This window comes from Curtobacterium sp. A7_M15, from assembly GCF_030705415.1.
GTDB lineage: Bacteria > Actinomycetota > Actinomycetes > Actinomycetales > Microbacteriaceae > Curtobacterium.
This window is the reverse complement of sequence record NZ_JAUZED010000069.1, coordinates 1-7,582: the sequence shown is the minus strand read 5'-3', so window position 1 is coordinate 7,582 and position 7,582 is coordinate 1. Positions and strand designations below refer to the sequence as shown.

Here is a 7,582-nt window from a genome sequence, read left to right as displayed (position 1 = left end):
CGCACGGGCCCTCCCCCCCCCCCCCCCCCCCCCGGGGGGCGGCCCCCCCCCCCCCCCCGCGCCTCCCGTCCGTCAGCCCCGCGGCTCCGACGGCGAGACTCGCGCAGACGGACAGTTTCGCGGTCGTGATGCCGCGAAACTGTCCGCCGAGCCGAGTCTCGGTCCAGCCGGCGTCGCTACACCAGCTCGGGCGAGTCGAGCATCTCCGTCACGAGCGCCGCGATCGCCGAACGCTCCGAGCGCGTGAGCGTCACGTGCGCGAACAGCGGGTGCCCCTTGAGCCGCTCGATCACCGACGCGACCCCGTCGTGCCGACCGACCCGCAGGTTGTCGCGCTGCGCGACGTCGTGCGTGAGCACCACCCGCGAGTTCTGCCCGATCCGGGACAGCATGGTGAGGAGGACGTTGCGCTCGAGCGACTGCGCCTCGTCGACGATCACGAACGCGTCGTGCAGCGAACGGCCGCGGATGTGCGTCAGCGGGAGCACCTCGAGCATGCCCCGCTCGACGACCTCGTCGAGGACGTTGTCCGACACCAGGGCGCCGAGCGTGTCGTACACCGCCTGCGCCCACGGGTTCATCTTCTCGGACGCGTCCCCGGGCAGGTACCCGAGCTCCTGCCCGCCGACGGCGTACAGCGGCCGGAAGACCATGATCTTCTTGTGCTGCTGTCGTTCGAGGACGGCTTCGAGCCCGGCGCACAGCGCGAGCGCCGACTTGCCCGTGCCGGCGCTGCCACCGAGCGAGACGATCCCGATCTCGGGGTCGAGCAGGGCGTCGATCGCGAGTCGCTGTTCCGCGGAACGGCCGCGGAGGCCGAAGACCTCGCGGTCGCCGCGCACCAGCGCCACCGCACCGGCGGTGTGCACTCGGCCCAGTGCCGAACCGCGCTCGGAGTGGATGACGACACCGGTGTTGACCGGGACTCCCTCGAGCTGGGACGACCGGATCTCCTCCTTCTCGTAGAGATCGGCCATCTGCTCGCCGGAGACCTGCAGGTCGGCGATGCCCGTGTAGCCGGAGTCGACCGCGAGCTCCGCGCGGTACTCCTCCGCAGCCATGCCGATCGAAGACGCCTTGACCCGCAGCGGCAGGTCCTTCGACACGACGACGACGTCGAGCCCGTCGTTCTTGAGGTTCGACGCGACCGCGAGGATCCGCGAGTCGTTGTCCCCGAGCTGCAACCCGGACGGCAGCACGGACTGGTTGGAGTGGTTCAGCTCGACCCGGAACGAGCCGCCGTCACCGATCGCGATCGGGAAGTCGAGGCGCTCGTGTTCGATCCGCAGTTCGTCGAGGAGCCGGAGCGCCTGCCGGGCGAAGTACCCGATCTCCGGGTCGTTGCGCTTGGACTCCAGTTCACTGACGACGACGACGGGCAGGACGACTGCGTGCTCGGCGAAGCGGAACAACGCCCGCGGATCGCTGAGGAGCACCGAGGTGTCGAGCACGTACGTGCGCTGGGCGACCGATGTGGACGAGTCCGCGGTGTGCTGCTGCTGTGTTCCGCGAGAGACGTTCTGAGAGGTCACGACCACTCCATCCCCGGGCCGCGAAGGACCCGGTCCTTGTCCTCGACGCGGCCACTGGAGCGGGTCTCGAAGCACCTGCTGCGGCCGCTTCGATCGGGCGCGGTGCCCGATGCCGTCAACCTACGTCCGACCCCCGACACGACGCCAGCGACACGCGGTTTCCCGGATTACGGTCGCGTGAACAACGCGGCCGCCTGCCGGCCAGGAGGCGCGGTGCGGGCCGGCACCGCGCCTCCCGTCCGCAGCGGCGGAGCCCGCCTCACTGCCCCACTCGCCAGCGCGTGAAGTCGCTCCGCGCCGCCCACGCCGCTACTGCATCGTGGCGTACGACAGGCAGGCGTCGCGGAACATGTCGAGCGTCTCGTCCGTCGTGGACGCGAACACCGACACCCGCGCGACCCCGAGCCGCGTCGTCACCGTCACACCGTGGTTGTGGAAGGCCGCGGACAACGCCGTGAGGCGTCCCTGCGGCGGCCGGAGCACCACGATCCCGGCACGCTCCCGCGGGTCGCGGCTGGACTCGACGGACAGGCCGAACTCGTCGGCGATGTCGAACACCCGCTCGACCCGGTCCGTGACCCGCTCCTGCACGGCAGCGACGCCGACGGCGGTGAGCCGGTCGAGCGACACCGCCAGGCGCGCCTGCGCCACCGGGTCGGTGCGGGTCATCTGGAACCCGGCGGCTCCCGGTCGGACCGACGGGACCTCGGTCGGCCAGCCGGTCGTGCCGTGCGGGCCGGACAGCGCCGGACCCAGTCGGTTGAGCGCGCGGTCGCTGAAGGCCACGAAGCCGGTCCCCCACCCGGCGTGCAACCACTTCTGGCCGCCGGTCGCGACGACGTCGGCGAGTTCGTACGGGGCGTCGACGACACCGAACCCCTGGATGGCATCGACGATGAGGAGGCGGTCGCCGATCACCTCGCGGATGGCGGCGAGGTCGGCGAGGTAGCCGGTCTGCCAGTCGACGAGCGAGACGGCGACCGCGGCGACGTCGTCGGACAGGCGTGACTCGATGAGCGACGGCGTCATCCACCCGGCGCCGGACTCGATCACGACGGGCTGCACGCGGCCACCGGTGGCCGAGGCGGCGCTCGCGAGTGCCAGCGGCAGCGACGGGTACTCGTCGGCGGAGACGAGCACACCGCCCGTGAGCCCGAACGCCGTGTGCAGGAGCCCCGGCGTCGTGGCGGTCTGGGAGACGACCTGGTCCTCGCGGCGTCCGACGAGCCGTGCGGCGACGGTGCGGACGCGGGCGTCCTGCTCGTCGAGCGTCTCCATGGCGCCGAAGCGCATGTGCTCCTGGATGGTCCCGAGCACGCGCTGCTCCTCGAGGACGGCGGTCTGCACGGGACCGAATGCAGCGTGGTCGAGGTAGCCCGGCTCCTCGGCGAAGCCTGAGGCGTACTCGGCGATGTTCACAGGGGCAACCTTCCGTGGGACGAAAACCCTGTGAGTCTACTGGGATGGACGGCCAGCAGCCGTCGCTTGTCCGTCAGCCGCCGAACCGGCGTCGGCGCAGCAGCGCAGCCGCCGAACCGGCGTCGGCGCAGCAGCTCAGCCGCCGTACCGCCGCGACCGCAACCCGAAGTCGCGGACCGCGCGGAGGAAGTCGACCTCGCGCAGGTCCGGGTAGAACGCCTCGACGAAGTAGAACTCGCTGTGCGCGCTCTGCCACAGCATGAAGTCCGACAAGCGCTGCTCGCCCGACGTCCGGATGACCAGATCCGGATCCGGCTGCCCCTGCGTGTAGAGGTGGTCGCCGATGAGCTCGGGGGTCAGGACCTCGGCCAGGGTGTCGAGCGTTCCACCGCCCTCGCCGTGCGACTGCACGATGCTGCGCATGGCGTCCGCGATCTCGCGCCGGCCGCCGTAGCCGACCGCGAGGTTCACGTGCAGCCCGGTGTGCTCCGCCGTCCGCTGTTCGGCCGAGGAGAGGGCGTCGACCAGGGGCTCGGGCAGCCCCTCGTTCGAGCCGACGTGCTGGACGCGCCAGTCACGGTGATCGGCCAGGGTCCCCGCGAGGTCAGCGATGATGCCGATGAGCTGTTCGAGCTCCTCGCCGCCGCGACCCTTGAGGTTGTCGGACGACAGCAGGTACAGCGTCACGACCTCGATGCCGAGGTCGTCGCACCACGTCAGGAACTCCGGGATCTTCGCGGCGCCCGCGCGGTGCCCGTGCGCGGCGGACTCGAGGCCGAGCTGCTTCGCCCAGCGACGGTTCCCGTCCACGATCATGGCGACGTGCTTCGGCATCGCGGAACCGTCGATCTGCCGACGGATCCGACTCTGGTAGGCGCGGTAGAGGATCCCGCGTCCTGCCCATCCCACCCTGCCGCTCACGGAACGAACATAGTCCACCCCACCTGGCGCAGACCTGCTGGTCCGATGGAGTTCGGGAATCGTTCGGCAACGGCCCCTACGGTCGGACCATGCAGGCCGAGCACGACACCGGGGCGCTCCCACACGTCCCCTTCACCGACGAGGCCGCGAGCACCGCGGCCGCCGAACGGACGGCTGCACGGCGGTCGGCAGCCGGCGCTCCCGAACCCCGACCCGCGTGGCGCGGATGGATCCACCTCGGAGCGTTCCCGTTCGCCATCGCGATGGGCATCGTGCTGATCGTCCTCGCGGGCTCACCCGCCGCGAAGGTCGGGAGCGCCGTGTTCATGGCGACGTCGCTCGCGATGTTCGGCGTCTCGGCGACGTACCACCGGTTCCCCTGGGGACCGACGGTCAAGGCGGTGCTGAAGCGCATCGACCACACCAACATCCTGCTGCTCATCGCCGGTACCTACACGCCCGTGGCGATCTGCGCGCTGCCCCACACCCTGATGGTCGTGGTGCTCTGGGTGATGTGGTCCGGCGCGGCCCTCGGCATCGCGTTCCGGGTCCTCTGGATCGGGGCTCCCCGGTGGCTGTACGTGCCGATCTACCTCGTGCTCGGCTGCGCGGCGCTCGGGCTGCTGCCGCAGTTCTTCGCCGCGAGCGTCCCGATGACGATCCTCGTGCTCTCCGGCGGCGTGGCCTACATCCTCGGCGCGCTCGTGTACGGCTTCAAGCGGCCGGACCCGTCGCCGACGGTCTTCGGCTTCCACGAGGTCTTCCACGCCCTCACCGTCGTCGCCTTCGCCGCACAGTGGACGGGCGTCCTCATCGTGGCACTCGACCCGGTGCGCTGACGCGGCCGTCGTCCGTCCCGGCCACACTGACGGTGCCCGGTCGTTCCGCTCGTACCGGGTCGTCCGCACAGGCGGGGCACGCCCGTTCCCACCGGGCACGCCCGTTCCCACCAAGCACGCCCGTTCCCACCAGGTACGCCCGATCCCGCCAAGTACGTCCGAATCCTCCAGGCACGCCCGTTCCCACCAGGCACGCCCGTTCCCACCCATGTCGGGCGCGGTAGCAAGTCGAATCGGGCGTAGTCGGTCGGAACGAACGACCGGGTACGCCCGAATCCGCCAAGTACGCCCGAATCCGCCAAGCACGCCAAGGGACGGGAGGCGCGGCTCCCCTCCGCCACGCGCGCCCGGGCCTCCCCGCGCCCGCTTCCACCCACAGCGGGCGCGATAGCGAGTCGAATCGGGCGTAGTCCGTCGAAACGAACGACAAGGTACGCCCGATCCCGCCAGGTACCCCGGCACGGGCGGCGGCGCGGGGAGCCTCGGTCGCGTCAGCCGCGCTCGGTGTCGTCCCCGACGTCGGCCCGGCCATCCTCGGCAGCACGCCGCTCCGGCTCGTCCGTCACGACGCCGTCACGGCCGAAGCCGTCACGACCGACACCGTCACGACCGACGCCGCCACGGTCGTCGCCCGCGGCGCCGTTGGCCTCGGCCTCGAGCCGCTCCCGGATCTCCGCCCGGTAGCGCGTCCGCCGGATGCGCCGGGTCATGTCGATCACGAGCAGGATCGTCACGACGGCGACGACCGCGATCGCGATGAAGCCCGCGACGCCGGGCGTCACGTCGACGTCCGGGACGACCGAGGTCGGGCTCGGGCTGGGGGTCGCGGCGAGTGCCGCGTGGAGGGTGCTCACGCAGTGGTGTCCTTGTCGGCAGGGATCCCCGCGAACAGGTCGGACTCGGGGAGCTCGGTCGGCACGCGGGCCTCGACGAGCTGGTAGTCCTCGGTCGGCCACACCGTCGCGAGGAGGTCGTTCGGCCAGTAGAAGAAGGCACTGTCCGGCGGGACCTGGCTCGCGTGTGCCCGGAGCGCCGCGTCACGCGCGTCGAAGTACTCGTGCACGTCGACGTGGGTCGTGGCGAGGTCGGGCCGGTCGGCGAACCGTTCGACCCACTCGCGGAGCTGCTCGATCGCCGGGCTCTCCGGGTCGCGCTCCTGCAGTGCCTCGAAGATCGTCCGGAACCGTCGGGGGTTCATCGTGCGCTCGTAGTAGAGCTTCGCGACGGACCACGCGGGACCGGCCTCGGGGTACTTCGCCGGGTCGGCGGCGTCGCGCCACGCGGCCACCGAGACCTCGTGCGTCCGGATGTGGTCCGGGTGCGGGTAGCCGCCGTTCTCGTCGTAGGTGACGAGCACGTGCGGGCGGAATCGTCGGACGACGCGCACCAGGGCCTCGGTCGAGTACTCGAGCGGCACGGTCGAGAACGTCCCGGGGCGGACCGTCTCGCCCTTCTCCGCGTCGGGCAGGCCGGAGTCGTGGTAGCCGAGCCAGAGGTGGTCGATGCCGAGCGCCGCCTGGGCGGCGGCCATCTCGGTGCGGCGGTACCCCGCCATGTCGCGGTGTGCCCGGCTCGTGGCGGGCTCGCCGAGCTGGTCGTTGAGGATGTCCCCCGCTTCACCGCCGGTGCAGGAGACCACGAGGACGTCGTTGCCCTCGGCCGCGTACTTCGCCGCGGTCGCCGCTCCCTTGCTCGACTCGTCGTCGGGATGGGCGTGGACGGCCATCAAGCGGTACGGCACTCGTCTTCCTCACTGATCGCGTGGCAGCGCACGGTGTCACGTGAACTACCCTGGGATCAGGATAATCACCCCGGGAGCCCCGAACTGTCCGAACCGCAGCACCAACCGGCACCTCAGCCGTCCGCCAGCACCACCGCGACGCTGGACGACCGCTACGGCCGCCCCCCCGGACGCGCTCGTCGCACCCGGCTGATCGGGATCGTCGCCGCTGCCGCCGTCGCCCTGGTGTTCCTCGTCTGGGTGATCTGGGCGGGCCCGGGGCAGACGAGCCACGGGCTCGACACCGACGACGTCGGGTACCAGGTCGTCTCCGACCACGAGACCGTCGTGCACACGCAGATCTCGGTCGACCCCGGCACGGTCGCGAAGTGCGCCGTCCAGGTCCTCGACAAGTCGTACACGATCGTCGGGTGGCGCGAGATCCGGGTACCGGCGTCCGATCAGCGAGTGCGGAGCATCAGCACCCCTGTGAACACCGTGTCACGCGGTGTGACCGGGTTGATCCACGACTGCTGGGTTCCCTAGACTGCTGTGATTCGCGGACAAGACCGGCCACACCGGCCGGTCTTGTTCTTTGCTGAAGGGAACCACCATGAGCAACGACACCCAGGTCACGTGGCTGACCCAGGAAGCGCACGACCGTCTCTCGGCCGAGCTCGCGCAGCTCTCCGGCGAAGGCCGCAAGGAGATCGCGGACCGCATCGAGGCGGCGCGTGAAGAGGGCGACCTCAAGGAGAACGGCGGCTACCACGCCGCCAAGGACGAGCAGGGCAAGATCGAGGCCCGCATCCGCCAGCTCACCGAGCTCCTCAAGCACGCCACCGTCGGCGAGGCGGACTTCGACGGCACGGTCGAACCCGGCACGGTGGTGACCGCCGTCATCGCCGGCGACGAGTCGACGTTCCTGGTCGGCAACCGCGAGATCGTCGGCGAGGGCTCGGACCTCACCGTCTACAGCCCGGTCAGCCCGGTCGGGGCCGCCATCGTCGGCCTGCGCGCCGGCGAGAAGACCACGTACACCGCGCCCAACGGCAAGGAGATCGCCGTCGAGGTGACGAAGGTCGAGCGCTACGAGCCGTAGACGCGAGCCGTCGACGGACAGGAGGCGCGGTGCCGGCTGGCACCGCGCC

At 71.0% G+C, this 7,582-nt stretch carries 8 protein-coding genes; 3 read left to right on the top strand and 5 right to left on the bottom strand.

From position 1 onward, the window contains the following. Positions 1-176: 176 nt before the first annotated feature. From Q7F20_RS12585 to Q7F20_RS12575, 3 genes are all read right to left on the bottom strand, one after another. Complete coding sequence (locus Q7F20_RS12585) at positions 177-1,538, bottom strand: PhoH family protein (RefSeq protein ID WP_305740426.1); 1,362 nt, start codon at positions 1,536-1,538, stop codon at positions 177-179. A 303-nt stretch (positions 1,539-1,841) separates the two neighbouring features. Further along, positions 1,842-2,951, bottom strand: coding sequence for an aminotransferase class V-fold PLP-dependent enzyme (locus Q7F20_RS12580; protein ID WP_305740425.1), 1,110 nt, complete (start codon positions 2,949-2,951; stop codon positions 1,842-1,844). Positions 2,952-3,086: 135 nt separating this feature from the next. Next, a complete protein-coding gene (locus tag Q7F20_RS12575) occupies positions 3,087-3,872 on the bottom strand; it encodes an isoprenyl transferase (protein WP_305740424.1) in 786 nt (261 codons plus the stop codon). Between the two features lie 89 nt (positions 3,873-3,961). On the opposite strand from Q7F20_RS12575, the gene Q7F20_RS12570 reads away from it, so the two are divergent. Continuing rightward, positions 3,962-4,711, top strand: coding sequence for a hemolysin III family protein (locus Q7F20_RS12570; protein ID WP_305740423.1), 750 nt, complete (start codon positions 3,962-3,964; stop codon positions 4,709-4,711). A 491-nt stretch (positions 4,712-5,202) separates the two neighbouring features. Here the strand turns inward: Q7F20_RS12570 and Q7F20_RS12565 are convergent, their stop codons facing one another. Both Q7F20_RS12565 and mca read right to left on the bottom strand, forming a co-directional pair. After that, on the bottom strand, positions 5,203-5,565 hold the full coding sequence (locus tag Q7F20_RS12565; protein ID WP_305740422.1) for a hypothetical protein: 363 nt from the start codon (positions 5,563-5,565) through the stop codon (positions 5,203-5,205). Further along, positions 5,562-6,452 (bottom strand): mycothiol conjugate amidase Mca, encoded by an 891-nt coding sequence (gene mca / locus Q7F20_RS12560; protein ID WP_305740421.1) that lies wholly within the window; start codon positions 6,450-6,452, stop codon positions 5,562-5,564. Before mca ends, Q7F20_RS12565 begins: the two co-directional genes overlap by 4 nt. A gap of 33 nt (positions 6,453-6,485) precedes the next feature. On the opposite strand from mca, the gene Q7F20_RS12555 reads away from it, so the two are divergent. After that, entirely contained in the window at positions 6,486-6,977 is a 492-nt protein-coding gene (locus tag Q7F20_RS12555) for a DUF4307 domain-containing protein (RefSeq protein WP_305740420.1), read from the top strand. Between the two features lie 67 nt (positions 6,978-7,044). Further along, positions 7,045-7,533, top strand: coding sequence for a transcription elongation factor GreA (gene greA / locus Q7F20_RS12550; protein ID WP_305740419.1), 489 nt, complete (start codon positions 7,045-7,047; stop codon positions 7,531-7,533). The last annotated feature ends 49 nt before the right edge of the window (positions 7,534-7,582 follow it).